The 17,316-nt window shown below is 62.5% G+C and carries 18 protein-coding genes; 9 read left to right on the forward strand and 9 right to left on the reverse strand.

Features of this window, described 5'->3' with window-relative positions:
• Positions 1-41: 41 nt before the first annotated feature.
• Complete coding sequence (locus tag P3G66_RS17020) at positions 42-860, reverse strand: AraC family transcriptional regulator (protein WP_042919858.1); 819 nt, start codon at positions 858-860, stop codon at positions 42-44.
• A gap of 89 nt (positions 861-949) precedes the next feature.
• On the opposite strand from P3G66_RS17020, the gene P3G66_RS17025 reads away from it, so the two are divergent.
• On the forward strand, positions 950-1,321 hold the full coding sequence (locus tag P3G66_RS17025) for a cupin domain-containing protein (protein WP_030536435.1): 372 nt from the start codon (positions 950-952) through the stop codon (positions 1,319-1,321).
• Here the strand turns inward: P3G66_RS17025 and P3G66_RS17030 are convergent, their stop codons facing one another.
• The 4 genes from P3G66_RS17030 to P3G66_RS17045 form a co-directional block, all read right to left on the reverse strand.
• A complete protein-coding gene (locus tag P3G66_RS17030) occupies positions 1,322-2,050 on the reverse strand; it encodes an HD domain-containing protein (protein ID WP_050656334.1) in 729 nt (242 codons plus the stop codon). It abuts the gene before it with no gap.
• 209 nt (positions 2,051-2,259) lie between these two features.
• Positions 2,260-2,856, reverse strand: a complete 597-nt coding sequence (locus tag P3G66_RS17035) for a CHAP domain-containing protein (RefSeq protein WP_176742021.1) — start codon at positions 2,854-2,856, stop codon at positions 2,260-2,262.
• 17 nt (positions 2,857-2,873) lie between these two features.
• Entirely contained in the window at positions 2,874-4,445 is a 1,572-nt protein-coding gene (locus P3G66_RS17040) for an MDR family MFS transporter (protein WP_003944867.1), read from the reverse strand.
• 41 nt (positions 4,446-4,486) lie between these two features.
• The gene (locus P3G66_RS17045; protein ID WP_042449167.1) at positions 4,487-5,119 is read right to left on the reverse strand and encodes a TetR/AcrR family transcriptional regulator; all 633 of its coding nucleotides are present in this window, start codon (positions 5,117-5,119) and stop codon (positions 4,487-4,489) included.
• 113 nt (positions 5,120-5,232) lie between these two features.
• On the opposite strand from P3G66_RS17045, the gene P3G66_RS17050 reads away from it, so the two are divergent.
• From P3G66_RS17050 to P3G66_RS17065, 4 genes are all read left to right on the forward strand, one after another.
• A complete protein-coding gene (locus P3G66_RS17050; RefSeq protein WP_042449170.1) occupies positions 5,233-5,577 on the forward strand; it encodes a zinc ribbon domain-containing protein YjdM in 345 nt (114 codons plus the stop codon).
• Between the two features lie 101 nt (positions 5,578-5,678).
• A complete protein-coding gene (locus tag P3G66_RS17055) occupies positions 5,679-6,710 on the forward strand; it encodes an ABC transporter substrate-binding protein (RefSeq protein ID WP_276116910.1) in 1,032 nt (343 codons plus the stop codon).
• Between the two features lie 51 nt (positions 6,711-6,761).
• Positions 6,762-7,181: a DUF1622 domain-containing protein gene (locus tag P3G66_RS17060; RefSeq protein ID WP_276116911.1), complete on the forward strand. Its 420-nt coding sequence runs from the start codon at positions 6,762-6,764 to the stop codon at positions 7,179-7,181.
• Positions 7,182-7,212: 31 nt separating this feature from the next.
• Positions 7,213-8,613 (forward strand): DUF2252 domain-containing protein, encoded by a 1,401-nt coding sequence (locus P3G66_RS17065; RefSeq protein ID WP_276116912.1) that lies wholly within the window; start codon positions 7,213-7,215, stop codon positions 8,611-8,613.
• Positions 8,614-8,617: 4 nt separating this feature from the next.
• On the opposite strand, the gene P3G66_RS17070 is transcribed toward P3G66_RS17065, so the two are convergent.
• From P3G66_RS17070 to P3G66_RS17080, 3 genes are all read right to left on the reverse strand, one after another.
• Entirely contained in the window at positions 8,618-9,334 is a 717-nt protein-coding gene (locus P3G66_RS17070; protein ID WP_193595315.1) for an SRPBCC domain-containing protein, read from the reverse strand.
• 2 nt (positions 9,335-9,336) lie between these two features.
• Positions 9,337-9,966: a helix-turn-helix domain-containing protein gene (locus tag P3G66_RS17075; RefSeq protein ID WP_007728048.1), complete on the reverse strand. Its 630-nt coding sequence runs from the start codon at positions 9,964-9,966 to the stop codon at positions 9,337-9,339.
• Positions 9,967-10,040: 74 nt separating this feature from the next.
• Positions 10,041-10,964, reverse strand: coding sequence for a neutral zinc metallopeptidase (locus tag P3G66_RS17080; protein WP_030536430.1), 924 nt, complete (start codon positions 10,962-10,964; stop codon positions 10,041-10,043).
• A gap of 163 nt (positions 10,965-11,127) precedes the next feature.
• Between P3G66_RS17080 and aspS the strand changes: the two genes are divergently transcribed.
• The 3 genes from aspS (at position 11,128) to P3G66_RS17095 (ending at position 15,293) form a co-directional block, all read left to right on the forward strand.
• Positions 11,128-12,936, forward strand: a complete 1,809-nt coding sequence (gene aspS, locus P3G66_RS17085; RefSeq protein ID WP_003944808.1) for an aspartate--tRNA ligase — start codon at positions 11,128-11,130, stop codon at positions 12,934-12,936.
• 18 nt (positions 12,937-12,954) lie between these two features.
• Positions 12,955-13,920 (forward strand): DUF389 domain-containing protein, encoded by a 966-nt coding sequence (locus P3G66_RS17090; RefSeq protein WP_042448764.1) that lies wholly within the window; start codon positions 12,955-12,957, stop codon positions 13,918-13,920.
• A gap of 191 nt (positions 13,921-14,111) precedes the next feature.
• On the forward strand, positions 14,112-15,293 hold the full coding sequence (locus P3G66_RS17095) for a kinase (protein WP_231783349.1): 1,182 nt from the start codon (positions 14,112-14,114) through the stop codon (positions 15,291-15,293).
• Positions 15,294-15,364: 71 nt separating this feature from the next.
• Here P3G66_RS17095 and P3G66_RS17100 read toward each other — a convergent pair whose 3' ends face one another.
• Complete coding sequence (locus P3G66_RS17100) at positions 15,365-15,745, reverse strand: nuclear transport factor 2 family protein (protein WP_003944973.1); 381 nt, start codon at positions 15,743-15,745, stop codon at positions 15,365-15,367.
• A gap of 210 nt (positions 15,746-15,955) precedes the next feature.
• Between P3G66_RS17100 and P3G66_RS17105 the strand changes: the two genes are divergently transcribed.
• A complete protein-coding gene (locus P3G66_RS17105; RefSeq protein ID WP_223304671.1) occupies positions 15,956-17,281 on the forward strand; it encodes a replication-associated recombination protein A in 1,326 nt (441 codons plus the stop codon).
• Positions 17,282-17,316 lie beyond the last annotated feature (35 nt).

Consider the following 17,316-nt stretch of genomic DNA (forward strand, 5'->3'; position numbering starts at 1 on the left):
AACCAGTGTCTGCTCGACGAAACCGGTGCCAGGTGCTGCGACTAGCGCGCTCCACTGGCCACGTTCAGTGAGTATTTGCCGGGCGGCGCCCCGACATGCTTGACGAAGTGCCGCGACAGGTGGGATTGATCGTGGAATCCGACGTCGACGGCCACGTCCGCCAATTCGCGCCCGGCGAGGATTGCGCGTCGCGCCAGATCGATTCGACGTCCCGTCACGTACTTGTGAGGCGGAAGCCCGAAATGCTTCGCGAAGTTCTTGATCAGATACGTGGGCTTCCGCTGCAGGATGTTCGACGCTTCCCGCATCGTGATTCCCGTTGTGAGTCGCGCATCGAGCAGGTCCCGAAGTTGATCGGCAACGCGTTCGTCAACGGTCGGCGTGTGAAGGGATCGACCTGTGGCCGGTGTGAGGATCTCGTTCAATCTTTCAGCGAGGAACCCCAGGCGACTTTCGGCCTCGAGTGATTCGCCGTCCGGGCCGAGTGCAGAGTGCAGTTGATCGATGCGATGGCGCAGCAGAGGGTCTCGAATCTCGGGGCTGTCCACCGCCGGGCCTATGAGGACCTCGCCGAGAACTGACGTGTCGAGGTAGAGGATTCGTTGACGAAATCCGGCCTCGGTGACCGGAACTCCGTCGTGTGCAATGCCTGGCGGCAACAGAGTCACGATCTCTGGTGCTGCGCCATGAGCGCGATGATCGAGGTCGTATGCAATCGTGCCGCGGTCGACGAGCATCAGGGACCACTGATCGTGCGTGTGTTTGGGATAGGCGTGTCCGACGAAATCGGCATGGAAGACCTCGGTGATTCCCGCGAGGCTCGGTGCCCACGCGGTGATCTGTGCGCCGCGGGGGTCCATGTCAGAAACGTACAAGACGCAGCTGCCTCGGGTGACGAAGAGTGGCGGGGTCGTCATCGCAGTGGTGGCGCGCCCGAGGGAGGAACAACATGAACAGTTCGGCAACAGCGGTATCGCTCCGCGAGAAGTTCGGTCAGTTCACCGAGCACTGGTCGCCCAAGAAGATTGCGGCCCTCAATGATTACGAGATCAAGATCGTCAAGATCAAAGGTGAATTCGTCTGGCACTCCCACACCGACACCGACGAAATGTTTCTGGTGACAAAGGGGCAGATCCGAATCCAACTGCGCGACGGAGATGTTTCGCTGGGGCCCGGTGAATTGTTCGTTGTGCCTCGCGGAGTCGAGCATTGTCCCATCGCCGAAGAGGAAGCGGAGGTGATGTTGATCGAACCCGTGGGCGTGGTGAATACCGGGAACGTCGGAGGATCACGAACCGCGGTGCTCGAGGACTGGACGTAGCTAGCGGCTCTTCCAATCCAGGGGATTGGTTCGGAGCGGCAGTGCCATGCCCGATCTCCAGAGCGTCGCCGCGCGAGAGTGCGGACGGAGCTGGACCTCGCGCCTCATCGACTGCGTGAACTCGTCGGTGAACCCTGTTCGCGGGTACTCCGCGATTGCTGCATCAACAGTTGCTCGCGGAATTTCGGGCGCACGCCGACCGGCAACGTCGAAATGCGCTGCGGCATGCAGTAGATAGGCGTCAGCGCCCGCGCCGCGGTCGACGGTCAGATCCATGTGCAGACGGATCGCTTCGCCGATTCGCTGTACCGACCTCTCCGAAGTTCCCACTCGGGTCGCGAGTTCTTCTGCGTCTGCGGCACTGATGTAGGTGAAACACCCGTGCTCGGCCGATCCTTCTGCGCCCAGTCCGACATCGTGAAGGGCGCACGCAGTGAAGAGATCTTCGGGGTCGTACTCGATCGCATCGATCTGCGCGAAGGCGTCGGCCCAGATCCAGCAGCGCAGGCTGTGGTTCAAGACCGCGGGGGAGAGGGTTCCTCTGGCGTGATCGAGCGCTTCGCTGCACAGCTTGGTGTCGGGGAGTGGGCGTTTGCGCAGCTCGGGTGTGCGAGTGGGGTAGCGGCCGAGCCGCAGTCGGAGCATCGACGGAGCACTCATGGCCTGCGCAGCAGCCGCGCGGGCCATGAGTTGTATCTGCTCGAGAGTGGTGAGCTCACCAGGGCGCATCGAATTCCTGTTCTGGGTGGGGGACAGCTGGATACGAATCTAGTTGGCAGGGAAACTTCTTCACAGATGTCCAATATCTGTCAATGACGGAAACACGGAATTATCCGAATATTGGTTGAAAGCAAGTGCCATCCAACGGCAACCCCCAATCTGTAGCCTCACCTCTGCACATCGCAAGAACCATCAAGCAACGACGGTGGGGCTCGGGCTCAGATGACGCCGAACCCGACGATCCCCGGGACTTCCGACGGGACGATGCGATGGAGCATGACCTTGTTGTTCTCGTTGCCGCCGACGGTCGTCAGAGTGCCGGCGTCGTTGACCAGAACGACGTTGACGTGTTGGCCGAAGGGGCTCGAGTCGCCGTACAGGATCGTGTCGCCGACCTTGGGTTGGTAGTCCTGACCGTAGGGGACAAACGCGTCGACGGACTCGTAATACTCCTGCAGCGTGTACACCCCGGGGATGCGCCACGACCCTGAGTTGGGGTTCGAGAACGGCGTGCCGATCTGGTTCATCGACCAGCTCACGAAATCGGCACACCACGATTCTTCGACACCCTCGGCGTATTTGGTGCCGGGACTCCCTGACTCCCACTCCTGCTCGAGGACGCCCAGTAGCGCACTCTGCTGAGCGCTGAGAATGCTGTGGTCGACGGCCGGGAACGAATCGAGATTCTCGCCGGCAAGAGCGTCGTCGCCGCGCGCGAACCACCACAGTGCGCCGGCGACAACTACGACCACCACAACGCCGAATACGCCCAGAACAGCGAGAGTGCGTCTGGGCGTATTCGGTGCGTGCGACATCACGCCACGATAGTCAATTACTCGAGCGGGGGCGCCGAGCGATCGATCGTCGTCGCGAGGGGCTTCTCCTTGACGAAGAGCAACAGGACAACCGCCGCGATGACCAAGGGGACGAGGTACAGGAAGATCGGCGCCAGCGCGTCGTTGTATGCACCGACGATGATCTCGCGAACCTGGCTCGGCAACTTCCAGAGGATTCCCGGGGTCAAGGAGTTCTCGTCACCACCGACCGCGCCGCCATTCGCCGGGAGTCGCTCGGCCAGGAGATTGGTCAGACGCGAGGCGAACAGGCTGCCCACGATCGCGCTGCCCAACGACGCACCGATCTGGCGGAAGAAGTTGTTCGACGCGGTGGCCGTTCCCACTTCGGCCGCGGGGAAGGTGTTCTGCACGATCAAGATCAAGATCTGCATGACGAGGCCGAGTCCGATACCCATGAGTGCGATGTAGCAACCGAAGACCAGCAGTGAGGTCGACGGCGTCAGACGTGAGAGCAGGACCAGAGCAACAGCGACGATGGATGTTCCGACGATGGGGAAGATCTTGTAGCGGCCGGTCTTGCTGACCAGCTGGCCGGACCCGATGGAGGCGACGAGCAGGCCCGCCATCATGGGAATCATCATCAATCCAGCTTCGGTGGCGTTCTTGCCTGTCACCATTTGGATGTAGGTCGGCAGGTAGGCGAGCGCACCGAACATGGCGATTCCGATGATCAGGCCGGCGACGGTGGTCAACACGAAGTTGCGCTGAGCGAACAGGTGCATCGGAATCACCGGTTCGTCGGCACGCTTTTCGACGAAGACAAAAGCCACTGCCGTCACGACGCAGCCGACGATCAACCCGATGATGACGGCCGATCCCCAGGCGTAGGTGTTTCCGCCCCAGGTCGTGAACAGGATCAGACACGTCGCTGCCGTCGCGACGAGAACCATGCCCAGATAGTCGATGCGAGGCTTGCCGAGGTTCGGCTTCCGCAGGTGCAGAAATGCCATCGCGCTCGCGATGGCGAGTAGGCCTAGGGGGATGTTGATCCAGAAGGCCCAACGCCAACCGATGCCCTCGGTGAACCAGCCGCCGAGTAGGGGACCGGCAACCGAAGCCAGTGCGAACACCCCGCCCATCGCACCCATGTACCGGCCGCGTTGCCTGGCGGGGACGACGTCGGCGATGATCGCCTGGGACAGCAGGATCAATCCGCCGCCGCCGAGTCCCTGCACGGCTCGACCAGCGATGAGTGTGGTCATGTCGTGGGACAGACCGCCGATCACCGAACCGACGATGAAAATGCTGATGGCGCCGATGAAGAGGCCCTTGCGGCCGATCAGGTCACCGAGTTTTCCGTACACCGGCATCATGACGGTCGAGGCGAGGATGTATGCCGTCGTCACCCAGACCATGTGGTTGACGCCGTTCAATTCGCCCACGATGGTGGGCAAAGCGGTACTGAAGATCATCTGGTCGAGCGAAGCCAGAAGCATCGTGATCATCAGCCCGACAAAAACGAGGATGATCGACCGTTTGTCCGGCGAGGCCTCGGTGTCGGTATGCGTGCCGTCGGGCTCGACGGTCGCAGCTTCTCGAGTGGACATGTAGTTCCTTAGTTGAGTGACGGCGGGTGCGAGAGTGTGGATCAGCTCTCGGACCTCAGTATTCGAGCCATCAGGAGTAGTGCCGGATCGAGCAAATCTGTTCTGGGGCTTGCCCGTTCACTGTTCTGCCATTTTCGGAAGACGTAACGCATCGCGGCGCCTGCGGTGATGACCGTTGCTGTGGCTTCGTCGGCAGCGGCTGTGTCCGAGTGCAGGCGGCGATACTCGGTTCTGTTCGACAACTCCCGCGTGAGGATCCGGGTGAGCGTGTCTTCAAGATCGTGGAAGGTGGCCAGATGTTGTTGCAACAGCGTGGGATGACGCTCGAACAATTCGCGTCGATGCGCGAGCAGATCGGGTCGCTCGTCGACGATTTGCATCGCCGCCTCGAATACCGCGAGGGCGCCGCGCAGCGGATCGTCCGGGTGGTCGCCGATGAGCGTGAGCATGGTCGTCTCACTTGGCACGACGAGCATGAGCCCACCGATCGCTGCGTCCTTGGTGGGGAAGTAGTTGAAGAACGTGCGTGTCGACAGATTGCAGGCTTCGCAGATTTTCTCGACGGTCACTTCGTCATAGCCCAGGTCGAGAACGAGTTCGACGGCGGTGTGCTCGATCAGCTGCCTCGTCGCAATTCGTTTTCGTTCGCGCAATCCGAGAGTTTCGGTTCCCATTTCATCCATAATTGCACAGAGTGCAAAGTTTCATCGAATGCAATATTTCGCCCAAGAATGTCTCATGAAATGCAAAAATGGGGATCGGGTGCCTGGTGGATAGGATGAACCGCGTGGAAGACACCTTGCCCCCTTGCCCTGAATGCGCCGGCGAATACACCTACGAGATGGGCGCGTTGATGGTCTGCCCGTCCTGCGCGCACGAGTGGGCGCCGACCGATAGTGCCGGCGAGGACCTGGGTGTGGTGAAAGATGCCGTAGGCAACATTCTTGCGGACGGCGACACGGTGACGGTCGTCAAGACGCTCAAGGTGAAGGGCAGTCCGACCGGCATCAAGTCAGGTACGAAAGTTCGCAACATCCGCCTTGTTCAGGGTGTTGGTGACCACGACATCGACTGCAGGGTCGACGGCATCGGACCGATGCAATTGAAGTCGAGCGTCGTCAAGAAGGTGTGACCGGACAGCGATAGTTGTCGGCTCGAAATCCTGTTCAGTTTCGACGGTTCGATAGCCACAATCGAGGTGATTCTCGACCGCTCGAACGAATGGACCGAACTGTGCCGAACTCGATCTGCCTGGCGCCCGCACTCGATAACACCGCACTCGATACAGACGAGCAGTGGAAACGCATCGTCGATGCGCTGACGCGCAGGGGTTTCCTCGGCGCCGGGCTCGGTGCCGCGGCCGCGACCTTGCTGGCAGCGTGCAGCAGCGACGAAAACGGCTTGGAGTCAGGCGGTCTCGTCACGGTGCAGGACGAGACGGGCAGTGTCGAGATCCCTTCGGATCCGCAGCGAATGGTCATCGCCCATGTCAGCGCCATGGCGACGGTGCTCGACCTCGGTGTGCCGCCGGAGAAGATCGTCGGCGGCTTCTTCGGTCTCGAGGGTGTGAGCGGTGACGCGGTGTTGCGCACGATGCCGGAGGCTGCGAACATCCCGAACCTCGGCACGGCGGGAACGTGGAACAAGGAAGCAATCATCGGCGCGTCGCCGGATCTGATCGTCATGCTCCTGACCGCCGGAAATGCTTATGCGGCAAAGTCCTACGACGAACTCTCCGCGACCGGTGTTCCAGTATTCGCCGGCTTCAACGGCTACCTCACGTGGGCCGAGATGAAGAAGTTGGTCACCTCGATGGGCGTCGCGGTCCGACGCGAAGACGCGGCGGCCGAATTGAACGCGCGAACGGAAGACCGACTCCTGGCAATCAAGGATCGACTCTCCGCACTCGGTTCGTTGCCGTCGGTGACCCTCCTCCGCACCGGCGAGAACGGTGTCGTCTACAACCAGGTCGACGCTCTTCTCGACGCCCTCGGTTTCCCCGGCGATCGAGCTACATCGGAGGAGTTCACGCGCACACTCACAGCGGAGCAACTCGATCAGGTGACCAGCGACGTGATCATCGTGGGTGCATTCCAGGACCAGCAGGACGTCCGCGCGCAGTTGGCAATGAACCCGCTCTGGGAGCGTCTTCCCGCTGTCCGCTCGGGGAACGTCCATTACGTCGACGACAGCCTGTGGGGCTCGGGCTATTCTCCTCGCGCCACCGAGCTGCGACTCGACGACATCGAGCGGATCTTCAGCTGACGCCGTCGTGTCACCTCGACTTATCGGTGCATTACCTCGAGAATCATGATCATGGACAAAATCAGGTTCTTCGAGCTGGTCACCGAATGGTTCGAGGTACTCGGTGTTGTCGCCATGGTTCTCGGGTTCCTGTTCGCATTCGTGATCGCGGGGCGCGCATGGAGTCGAACGCGGGACGGTAGTTCGGCGTTTCGTACTCTGCGCGAGACCATGGGCGCGGTCATCCTTCTCGGCCTCGAGATCCTTGTCGCCGCTGATCTGGTGAAGACGGTGACGTCGTCGCCGTCGCTGACAGACGCCGCAGTTCTGGGCATGATCGTTCTTATTCGGACCGTGCTGAGCCTGTCGATTCAGATCGAGATCGACGGGGTACTTCCGTGGCGCAAGGCGTTGGTGTCAAGTCCGGAACTCCTGGTACGCGCAGCGCGCGGATCAGGAGGCCGCACGACGCCCGACGCGTCGAGTTCGTAGCGATAGCCGTTGCGAGTGAAAGGTCGGGCAGATGACAGCAGTGCGTACCGAGCACCTCACGGTCGACGAAAGGCGGGCGCGCGGGCGCCAGGCGCGTAGAGATACGCCATTGGCCGCGCTCGCGGATCTGGCAGAGAGTGACCGTGATCCGATATCACTGCTCGAGTTGCAGGCGAAGTCGCGGGTACAGGATCTGGTGCCCATCCGATACGGGCGGATGTCGGCATCGCGGTTCTCGTTCTTCCGCGGCGCTGCTCTGGTGATGGCCGACGATTTGTCACGCAGTCCGGATTCGGGTCTTGCCAGCCAACTCTGCGGCGACGCGCACCTGAGCAACTTCGGTATCTATGCGACGCCCGAGCGAAAGCTTGCGTTCGACATCAACGACTTCGACGAAACGTACCCGGGACCGTTCGAATGGGACGTCAAGCGTCTGGCCGCAAGTTTGGTGATCGCCGCAAAGGACAACGGATTTTCGGGCAAGGAGCGAAAGAAGATCGTTCGCGGATGCGCGGCCGAGTATCGGGAAACCATGATCACCCAGGCAGGATTGGGAAATCTTGCAGTCTGGTACTCGCACATCGCACCCGAGGACGGGCTCGAGGCTCTCCAGCTCGACCTGAAGAAGCGCATGCTTGCTCGCACACAAGCGACGCTGGACAAGGCTCGTCGCCGCGACAGTGTGCAGGCGGCAGGCAAGTTCACCGAAATCGTCGACGGCCGGCGGCAATTCATCAGTGATCCGCCGCTGATCGTGCCCGCAAACGAGTTGTTCGCAGGGACCGATCTCACGCAGATCGAGGAGTTGCTACGTCAGCGCGTTCGGTCGTATCGGAGCACGCTGCAGTGGGACCGTCGGGTGTTGCTCGAAAGCTTCGAGATGACGCACATTGCGCGGAAGGTTGTCGGTGTCGGGAGCGTCGGAACACGCGCATGGATGATCCTCATGAAAGGAGTCGACGACGACGATCCGTTGATTCTGCAGGTCAAGGAAGCGCAACCCTCGGTATTGTCCGGCTACGTCGACGGTCCGACCTTCAAGAACGAAGGGGAACGCGTCGTCAACGGGCAACGCTTGATGCAAGCGACAAGCGACATCTTTCTCGGCTGGGAACGAGGGCCGGGGCTCGACGAGGGTGAGCACGATTTCTACATTCGTCAACTGCGTGACGGTAAAGGGTCGGCAGTCATCGAAGAGATGGTGCCGCAGGGGCTGGAACTCTACGGGCGCCTGTGCGCCAGGGTCCTTGCCTACGCACACGCTCGCTCGTCCGATCGGATAGCGATCGCCGAATATCTCGGTGACGGAACCGAATTCGATTTCGCGATCGGGGAGTTCGCGGCTGCCTACGCCAAGCGCAATGCTCGCGATCACGCCGCTCTACTGACCGCGATCGACGACGGTCGCGTGTCAGCAGAGCGGGGAGTGTGACGACTCAGGCGAACGCGCCGTCGAGCCAGCCCTGCCACGCTGCCGTTGCTGATGCACCGTCAGCACCCTCTGCGAAGAGGTGATGGGCCGCGTCGACGGTGCCGCCGAAAGCATTTCGGCCGTAGAACCGCAGCAATGCGTCCTGGGTGCGCAAGCCGATGAACCAGTCGTTGATGTAGTCGACAATTGCGTCGACGGTTCCGATTCCGGGGACTTCCACCGACGCGGAGTCACCGACAGCGGCGCCCGAGGTGATTCCGAGGGCGCTGCGAAGCGTTCCCATCGCTTGCGGCGCGGAAGAGGATTCCGGGCCTTCAGCCGAGACATAGGTGGTGGGCCTGCCGGCGAAGTACCGCACGTACTGGCCGAGACTGTGCAGATAGAAGTCCGTGTGCTTGCTCGCGCCGTCGTACTGGTTGTCCCAGTCATCGGCAAACACTCCGGCGTGGACGTAGCGGACAACGGCGGTGCTCTCGTCGCGTGCTTCGACGACGTATTCGAGGTTGTTGAACCAGCCGTCGGGGCCTTGCATGTGGATGGCGAGTTCGCGGGGCGGCTCCCAGGTCGCGATGATCGGGCTGTCCGGGCGGCTGCCGTCGGCGGGGATCTCGAGAGGGGAGGGGAACATCCATCCGGCCGTTTCGGCCGAGATGGCGGCCCAGATCTGCTCGGGGGTTCCTGGGACGACCACCTCGCGGCGGATTTCGAATTTCTCGGACATTGCTACTTCTCCGTTTCGGGCGCGTCGATCGCTTGGGTTGTGATGGTTTGGGGTGTGGTGAGGCTGGGATGCAGGGCGACAACGAGGCGGTGTTTGCGTCCGCCTTCGGAATTGCCGTCGTGATACTTGGCGACGAGTGAGTTGATCGACTCGCCGAGTTCGCCGGCGAAGGCGGCACGGTCGGCCGCCGTGGCAAAGGTGATGTCGCTGTCGATGGCAAAGGACGCCAACGGTTTTCCGGCTGCAGTTGCTCCGGCGATCAGTTCGCCGACCTCTCGGACGATCCGCGCTGCGAGACTGACGAGCCAGCGCGCCGAGAGTTGATCGGGGAACCGGCCCGGGTCCGGGGCGAGCGCCGACATGGCGGCAGGGGATATGACGTACGACGCGGCACTGGCCTGCATGATTCGCTCGGTCATGTTGCCTCGCTTGCGTTCCTCGACGAGCTCGACAAGTCCGTGGTCTTCGAGAGTGCGCAGGTGGTAGTTCACCTTCTGGCGTGTCAGCCCGATCCGGGGCGCCAGCGAGGATGCCGATCCCGGCACCGCCAATTCGGCCAGAATCCGTTGCCGAATCGGATCGAGCGACGCCTCGGCAGCTCCGGGGCGATCGATGACTGCTACGTCCAACATGAGAAAACCATCCCACCGACAACTAAATCTGTCAAGACAGAAAAAATTGTCGGTGGGATGGTTTCGGAGATTCGCTATCGCTTGAGGTCGGGCGGGTTGTTCAGATCCCGCGCCGAGTACGTGTCACACGACGAAATCTGGCCGGTCTGGTATCCGGTCTTGAACCACGCCTGCCGCTGTGCGGAGGAGCCGTGTGTCCAGCCTTCGGGGTTGACCCGACCGGTCGTGGACTTCTGGATGCGGTCGTCGCCCACCGATGACGCCGCCGAGAGGGCGTCTCGAATATCGCTCTCGGACAAGGGCTTCAGGAATGGTTGACCGGTCGCTTCGTCGGGAATCGTGTCCGCAAAATGTGCCCAGACGCCTGCGTAGCAATCGGCCTGGAGTTCGGTGCGAACCGCACCCGACTGCTCACCCTGCGGGTCGGCCTGCGCGCGGCCGATGTCGCCGAGCTGATTCTGGATGTGATGTCCGAACTCGTGCGCGACCACGTACTCCTGTGCGAGCGGTCCGGCGCTGGAACCGAAACGGTCGACGAGTAGTTGGAAGAAACTCGTGTCGAAGTACGCCGTTTGGTCCGCCGGGCAGTAAAACGGACCGACATCACTCGACGCCTGGCCGCAACCGGTGTTGACCGAACCGCTGAACAGAATGACTTCGGGTCGCACGTACGCCGTGCCGGACTGCTTGACCAACTGCTGTTCCCAAACGTCGTCGAGGCTTCCGACGGTCAGCGTTACTCGGCAGTTCACATCGGCGTTGGCCTGAGCGCCGGTGCACTCGTCGACCGACGACAGTCCGGTCGACGAACTCGAAGTCTCGGTGGACGTGCCCAGTAATGAGCCGGGATCGCCGCCGAACAACAGCGCCAGGATCAGAACGATGATGCCGCCCGCGCCACCGCCGATCGCGATTTTGCCGCCGCGGCCACCGCCACCCCCGCCGCCTTGAACCTGAACGCGTCCCGCTTCGCCGCGGGCCCCCTCGTTGAAGGTCATCTATGTCCGCTTTCTGCTGTCGTGAACAAGTGCTTGCCGTCACTTCTGGAGATAGCTTCGCATGCGATGCGGGTCCGCGTTTCCGCTCTGTGCAGTTCGCTCCGTAGGATCGCAGGCAAAGTAGTCGGTCGTCGGTTATTGGAAGTAGTTCGAAAGGAATCCCGTGCTGCGCACACATCTCGCCGGTTCATTGCGACCCGAGCAGGCAGAGCAGACCGTAACGCTCACCGGTTGGGTAGCCAGGCGTCGTGATCACGGCGGAGTGATCTTCATCGATCTCCGTGATGCATCCGGAGTTGCGCAGGTAGTTTTCCGGGCAGGTGACGTGGCCGAGCAGGCGCACCGTCTGCGCGCGGAATACTGCGTTCGCGTGACCGGAACGGTCGAGGTTCGCCCAGAGGGCAACCAGAACTTCGAGATCCCCACCGGAGCGATCGAGGTCAACGCCACAGAACTCGAGGTTCTCAACGAAAGCGCACCGCTGCCGTTCCAGCTCGACGATCAGGTCGGCGAAGAAGCGCGCCTCAAGTACCGCTACCTCGACCTGCGTCGTGAAGGCCCCGGCTCCGCAATTCGCTTGCGCTCCAAGGTAAGTGCTGCAGCGCGCGGCGTTCTCGCGCATCACGAGTTCGTCGAGGTCGAGACTCCGACGCTCACGCGCTCGACGCCCGAGGGTGCCCGTGACTTCCTGGTGCCGTCGCGCCTTCAGCCCGGTAGCTTCTACGCACTGCCGCAGAGCCCGCAGCTGTTCAAGCAGCTCCTCATGGTCGGCGGCATCGAGCGCTACTACCAGATCGCACGTTGCTACCGCGACGAGGATTTCCGCGCCGATCGCCAGCCCGAGTTCACTCAGCTCGACATCGAGATGGCTTTCGTCAACCAGGACGACATCATCCTGCTCGCCGAGGAAATCCTGACGGCGCTCTGGAAGCTCGTCGGCCACGAGATCAAGACGCCGATCGACCGCATGACCTACACCGAGGCAATGCGTCGTTACGGCAGCGACAAGCCGGACCTGCGTTTCGACATCGAACTCGTCGAGTGCATGGACTTCTTCAAGGACACGACGTTCCGCGTGTTCCAAGCGGAGTACGTCGGCGCCGTAGTGATGCCCGGTGGTGCAAGCCAGCCGCGCAAGCAACTCGACGCCTGGCAGGAATGGGCCAAGCAGCGTGGGGCCAAGGGTCTGGCGTACGTGTTGGTCGGTGAAGACGGCACTCTCGGTGGACCTGTTGCCAAGAACCTGACCGACGCCGAGCGTGAGGGCCTGGCGGCTCACGTCGGAGCTCAGCCGGGAGACTGCGTCTTCTTCGCAGCTGGTGCAACGAAGCCGATGCGCGCCCTCCTCGGCGCTGCCCGTGGTGAGATCGCCCGCAAGAAGGACCTCATCGATCCTGACGCGTGGGCGTTCGTGTGGATCGTCGACGCTCCGATGTTCGAGCCGACCGCCGACGCCACTGCATCCGGTGACGTCGCTCTCGGCCACTCCGCGTGGACCGCCGTGCACCACGCGTTCACGTCGCCGAAGCCGGAGTTCTTCGACACGTTCGACACCGATCCGGATTCCGCTCTCGCCTACGCCTACGACATCGTCTGCAACGGCAACGAGATCGGCGGCGGCAGTATTCGTATCCACCGCAAGGACATTCAGGAACGAGTGTTCAAGGTGATGGGTATCTCCGAGGAAGAGGCGCAGGAGCAGTTCGGCTTCCTCCTCGACGCCTTCGCCTTCGGTGCGCCGCCGCACGGCGGAATCGCATTCGGCTGGGACCGCATCACCGCGCTCCTCGCCGGCATGGATTCCATCCGTGAGGTCATCGCGTTCCCGAAATCCGGCGGCGGCGTCGACCCGCTGACGGATGCTCCGGCACCGATCTCGGCTCAGCAGCGCAAGGAATCGGGTATCGACGCGAAGCCCGAGAAGAAGTCAGAGGACAAGAAGTCCGAAGGCGACACCGGCGAAGCCAAGTAGAGCCGACACCGGATCGCCATGCTGCATTTGCGGGTGATCTGCCCGACCGAGCGCACCGAGCAAGTTCTCGGTGCGCTCGCGTCGCAGCGGGGCGCGACACACATCGTCGTGATGCGCGATGTCGCGGTTCATCCTGCCGGCGACATGGTGGAGGCCGACGTCGCCCGTGAGGCGGCAAACGACGTCGTCGATGCCCTGAACGAACTCGGCGTCGCCGAGGACGGCGGAATGACGCTCGTACCGGTCGAGACGGTGTTGTCGGCGTCGGCGCGCAAAGCCGAGCGTGACGTGCCTGGTGATCCCGCGGATTCCGTCGTGTGGGAGGAATTGCTGTCCCGCACTCGCGAAGAGTCGACTCTCAACGGATTGTTCGTCGCGTTCCTGACCATTGCGTGTCTGCTGGCCGCGATCGGCGTCGTCACCGACTCTCAGATCACGATCGTCGGCGCCATGGTCGTCGGTCCGGAGTTCGGTCCGCTGGCTGCTTTGGCAGTCGCACTCGTACGGCGAGATCGACGGTTGCGTCGACGTTCGATTCTCGCGCTTGCCGTCGGATTCCCCATCGCGATGGGCGTGACGCTTGCCGCAACGTTCGTGGTGAAGTTCTTCGGATGGATGGACGTCGTCAGTCTCGAGTCACTCCACGAGGTCGATTTCGTATACAAGGTCGGGCCCATTTCGTTTGTCGTCGCGCTTCTTGCCGGTGCGGCTGGGATGCTGGCACTCGTCTCGTCGAAGTCCGCTGCCTTGGTCGGGGTGTTCATCTCTGTCACCACGGTTCCTGCCGCCGGTTTCGCGGTGGTTGCGGCAGCAAACGGAGAATGGCGGATCGCCGGGTTGTCGTCTCTGCAACTGGCTGTCAACCTGCTTGGGATCGTCACTGCCTGCGTGCTTGTTCTCTGGCTCAGAACCCGGGCCGACGAGGAATTCGAAGCAGCGTTGAAAGGCATTTCTCGATTTGTCGACGAGGACAAAACTCCATGACGTCGCCGGTGCGGAGTTCTGCTCACCGACAGCAAAATTCTCGAGAGAACTGTGTGCCGGTGTGGCGATTGGGGACTTTTGTCATCACCGCAGGTAGTCGGCAATTTCTGTTGCTGTGAGGCCTTGAATTCTCCGCTGCGAGCGGACGAGCTGGGCATGATCGGAGTCACTAACGGGTAAGTTGGTCGGTGATGACCGCATTACTGGCAGACCCCGTTTCCGAAGTCGTCGCAGCTGCTGAGCAGTTGCTGACACGCCGCACAGGGGCACCCGTAACCCTGGTGGATCCCGTAGATCTCGGGGGGAGTGGCCGCACCGTCGTGCTGCGCGTTCGCGTCGCCGAGAACCCTTTCTCCCTGCCCCGAACTTTGGTGATCAAGCAGGTCCGCGACAACTTCCAGGGAGCTACCAAAACAGCGATTGCGCTCCCGTCCGCGTCCGAAGGTGACTTCGACGTCGAGACCGCATTCCTTCGTGAAGCGGTGTCGTATCAGTTCGCCAACGCGCTTGCCAAGGACGCACGCCCCGGCGCCGAACTGTTGGCGTCCGACCTCGATGCTCGCCTCCTGATCCTGAGTGATCTCGGCGACGCCACCGCAATCAGCGTCCGACTCGAAGACTCCGACCCGGACACCGTCACTTACACGTTGATGGCCATGGCTCAGGCAATGGGACGCATGCACGCCGCGACCGTCGGCCGGGAGGACGACTTCACCGCACTGCTGCGTCGAGCCGAGGTTGCCCATTGCTCCGATGAAGTTGCGGATCAGGTGGGACGTGCCGTGGCCGGTGTTCCCGCGATGCTGGTGGAAAGTCTCGGCATCGATGTGAGTTCGGACATTCTCGAGCAGGTTCAGCATGCGCAGACACTGTTCAGCGGTGGCCGGTTCCGTGCCTTCAGTCCGTCGGACCTGTGCCCCGACAACATAATTGTCAACGACGACGGCGTGCAGTTCCTCGACTACGAGTGGGGTGGCTACCGCGATGCCCTCCTCGACATCACCTACGCGTTGGTGTCTTTCCCCGGTTGCCTGTGCAACATCGACCTGACCGAAGAGCGGGCGTCGGCGATGGTCGATGCCTGGCGGGCCGAGGTAGTGGGGATGTGGCCCGCCCTGGCCGACGAGGCCGAATTGGGCCGCCGGATCGTCGAGGCCCAACTCATCTGGGTCTGGCTCAGTACCTATCTGTACCTGCCCGAGGATCATTCGCGTATCGCCGCCGTCCGCGAACATTATCTCTCGATTCCACGCGCCGACGCACTGGTCGGACGCTGGGCCAGGCTCGCACGCTCGGCTCAGCTCGCCGGCAACGCCGCCGTCGAGGCACACGCCCGCGACGTCGTGGCGGCGCTGCGGACCGAGTTCAGCTGAGGCCCTGACCGATCACACACAGAAGGGCGCCCGTGCACGAAGCACGAGCGCCCTTTCTCGGTCGAGTCCGCTCAGTTGTCGGAGACCAGATCGTTCTCGGACAGGTCCGTCGCCGCGAGCGCCGTCGCCAGATCGGGATGCCGGAACGTCGACGTCACCTGGTCGGCCACGACTCGGAAAGCAGAGGCCAGGGTCGCGGACTTGTCCGGTTCGGCCGCCCACGTTGCGGTCTGTTCGACGACGACCACGCCGTGGTGGACGTACATCTTTCCGGGGACGAGCGTGATGCCGGCGTTGGTGGCCCACTCGCGCAGGGCAGCGAGTCCCTGGCTCGCGCCCTTGGGGCCGCCTACCTCGATGTCGTCACTCGACAACTGCAGCAGAGTGTCGACGTCTTGGGAGTTGAGTGCATCGTGCCACGCGAGGACGGTGGCGATCTCGGAGGTGCTCATGGCGACAACGCTATCCAATGCGGATTCACGACTGGGTGAGGGCTGGCGGAACAGCGGATTGTGTCGGGCGTCGGTGGTCTCTAGTAGCGTCGATTCGTGAGCGATTGGCAAGCGGAAGACAGTGTGGGGGCGAAAGACGGCGTGGTGGCGGAAGACGGCCTGTTCGAGGCAACTCCGGAGGAATCCGCGATCGTCGACGAACCAGATGTCGTGTCTGTAGCCGAGCGCGCCCTGTCCTCGGTGCCGCCCGGTGCTCCTCTGGCTGTCCGCATGCGTCCGCTCACTCTTGGTGAAGTTGTCGGCCAACAGCACTTACTCGGGCCCGGCGCGCCACTCCGCAGAATGGTCGAGGGGTCCGGCGCCGCATCGGTACTTCTGTACGGACCTCCCGGCACCGGCAAGACCACGCTCGCATCGTTGATCTCGGGTGCTACCGGCCGCCGGTTCGAGGCTCTGTCGGCTCTGTCCGCCGGAGTCAAAGAAGTCCGCGGTGTCATCGAACTCGCGCGCCGCCGCCTGCTGAACGGCGAACAAACCGTCTTGTTCATCGACGAAGTTCATCGCTTCTCCAAGACCCAGCAGGACGCCTTGCTCGCCGCGGTCGAGAACCGCATCGTGCTCTTGGTCGGCGCGACCACCGAGAACCCGTCGTTCTCGGTCGTCTCCGCTCTGTTGTCGCGCTCGTTGGTCCTGCAACTGCAATCGCTCACCGCTGCGGATGTCCAGGAACTGCTCGAGCGCGCTGTCGCCGACGAACGCGGGTTCGGCGGAGCGATCACGATCGACGACGACGCGATGGAACACCTCGTTCGTCTGGCGGCCGGCGACGCCCGCCGAGCCCTGACGGCACTCGAGGCTGCCGCCGGAGCTGCACTGGACACGGCCGGTGACGCTTCGGGCCCGGTGGTGCTCGACCTCGCGACCGTCGAGGCCAGTGTCGACAAGGCCGCGGTTCGGTACGACCGTGCCGGAGATCAGCACTACGACGTCATCAGTGCATTCATCAAGAGCATTCGTGGATCAGACGTCGACGCCGCCCTGCACTACCTCGCACGGATGCTGACCGCGGGCGAAGACCCTCGCTTCATCGCACGGCGTCTGGTGGTTCACGCCAGCGAAGACATCGGCATGGCTGATCCGATGGCGCTGCAGACTGCCACCGCCGCGGCGCAGGCAGTGCAGCTGATCGGTATGCCGGAGGCTCGTCTGGCGCTGGCACAGGCCACCATTCATCTGGCGACGGCTCCCAAATCGGGTGCGGTCATCGCCGCACTCGGCGCGGCCATGGCCGACGTGGCCGCCGGAAAATCCGGACTGGTACCGCCGCACCTGCGTGACGGGCACTACAAGGGCGCCGAGCAATTGGGCAACGCAGTCGGATACAAGTACCCGCACGACACACGTGATGGTGTTCTGCGGCAACAGTATCCACCGGACGATCTGGTGGGTGTCGACTATTACCAGCCCACCGCGCACGGCAACGAGCGGGAGATCGCCGATCGGGTGAGCAAACTTCGCCGAATAGTTCGTGGCTGACGCCTGCCAGGTTCCACCGGCCGACGCGTTAGTCT

It is taken from the genome of Rhodococcus sp. C3V, assembly GCF_029269915.1.
Lineage (GTDB): Bacteria > Actinomycetota > Actinomycetes > Mycobacteriales > Mycobacteriaceae > Rhodococcus_F > Rhodococcus_F qingshengii.

Excerpts from the sequence above, each read along its gene's own strand:
- P3G66_RS17070 (WP_193595315.1), bottom strand. The coding sequence starts at position 9,334 with ATGTCCGAGAAATTCGAAATCCGCCGCGAGGTGGTCGTCCCAGGAACC.
- P3G66_RS17075 (WP_007728048.1), bottom strand. The coding sequence starts at position 9,966 with ATGTTGGACGTAGCAGTCATCGATCGCCCCGGAGCTGCCGAGGCGTCG.
- P3G66_RS17035 (WP_176742021.1), bottom strand. The coding sequence starts at position 2,856 with ATGTCGCACGCACCGAATACGCCCAGACGCACTCTCGCTGTTCTGGGC.
- P3G66_RS17095 (WP_231783349.1), top strand. The coding sequence starts at position 14,112 with ATGACCGCATTACTGGCAGACCCCGTTTCCGAAGTCGTCGCAGCTGCT.
- P3G66_RS17090 (WP_042448764.1), top strand. The coding sequence starts at position 12,955 with ATGCTGCATTTGCGGGTGATCTGCCCGACCGAGCGCACCGAGCAAGTT.
- P3G66_RS17025 (WP_030536435.1), top strand. The coding sequence starts at position 950 with ATGAACAGTTCGGCAACAGCGGTATCGCTCCGCGAGAAGTTCGGTCAG.
- P3G66_RS17045 (WP_042449167.1), bottom strand. The coding sequence starts at position 5,119 with ATGGGAACCGAAACTCTCGGATTGCGCGAACGAAAACGAATTGCGACG.
- P3G66_RS17060 (WP_276116911.1), top strand. The coding sequence starts at position 6,762 with ATGGACAAAATCAGGTTCTTCGAGCTGGTCACCGAATGGTTCGAGGTA.
- P3G66_RS17030 (WP_050656334.1), bottom strand. The coding sequence starts at position 2,050 with ATGCGCCCTGGTGAGCTCACCACTCTCGAGCAGATACAACTCATGGCC.
- P3G66_RS17080 (WP_030536430.1), bottom strand. The coding sequence starts at position 10,964 with ATGACCTTCAACGAGGGGGCCCGCGGCGAAGCGGGACGCGTTCAGGTT.
- P3G66_RS17040 (WP_003944867.1), bottom strand. The coding sequence starts at position 4,445 with ATGTCCACTCGAGAAGCTGCGACCGTCGAGCCCGACGGCACGCATACC.
- P3G66_RS17100 (WP_003944973.1), bottom strand. The coding sequence starts at position 15,745 with ATGAGCACCTCCGAGATCGCCACCGTCCTCGCGTGGCACGATGCACTC.
- P3G66_RS17065 (WP_276116912.1), top strand. The coding sequence starts at position 7,213 with ATGACAGCAGTGCGTACCGAGCACCTCACGGTCGACGAAAGGCGGGCG.
- P3G66_RS17020 (WP_042919858.1), bottom strand. The coding sequence starts at position 860 with ATGGACCCCCGCGGCGCACAGATCACCGCGTGGGCACCGAGCCTCGCG.